This window comes from Neisseria sp. P0001.S005, assembly GCF_051963715.1.
This window is the reverse complement of sequence record NZ_JBQCTZ010001032.1, coordinates 1-246: the sequence shown is the minus strand read 5'-3', so window position 1 is coordinate 246 and position 246 is coordinate 1. Positions and strand designations below refer to the sequence as shown.

Here is a 246-nt window from a genome sequence, read left to right as displayed (position 1 = left end):
TTTCAGCGTATTGGCCGCTTCGGCAAGGCGCGTTGTACCGCTTTCATGTTGATTGGAAGTCATGACCACTTCGACGCTATGCGCCTGACAGGCCGTCTGAATATCAGGATGGTCGGTGGCAACGACAACACGCGCAGCCTTGCTTTTCGCCGCCTGCTCGGCAACGCGTACAACCATCGGTTTACCGTGAATATCGGCCAAAGCCTTACCCGGCAGACGTGAAGAATCCAACCGCGCCGGAATCAA

The 246-nt window shown here is 56.1% G+C and carries 1 protein-coding gene; it reads right to left on the bottom strand.

Annotated features, from left to right (window positions below; all coding sequences use genetic code 11):
• A partial coding sequence (locus ACTHSP_RS23960) for a cytidylyltransferase domain-containing protein (RefSeq protein WP_440347225.1) occupies positions 1-246 on the bottom strand: 246 nt, incomplete at both ends.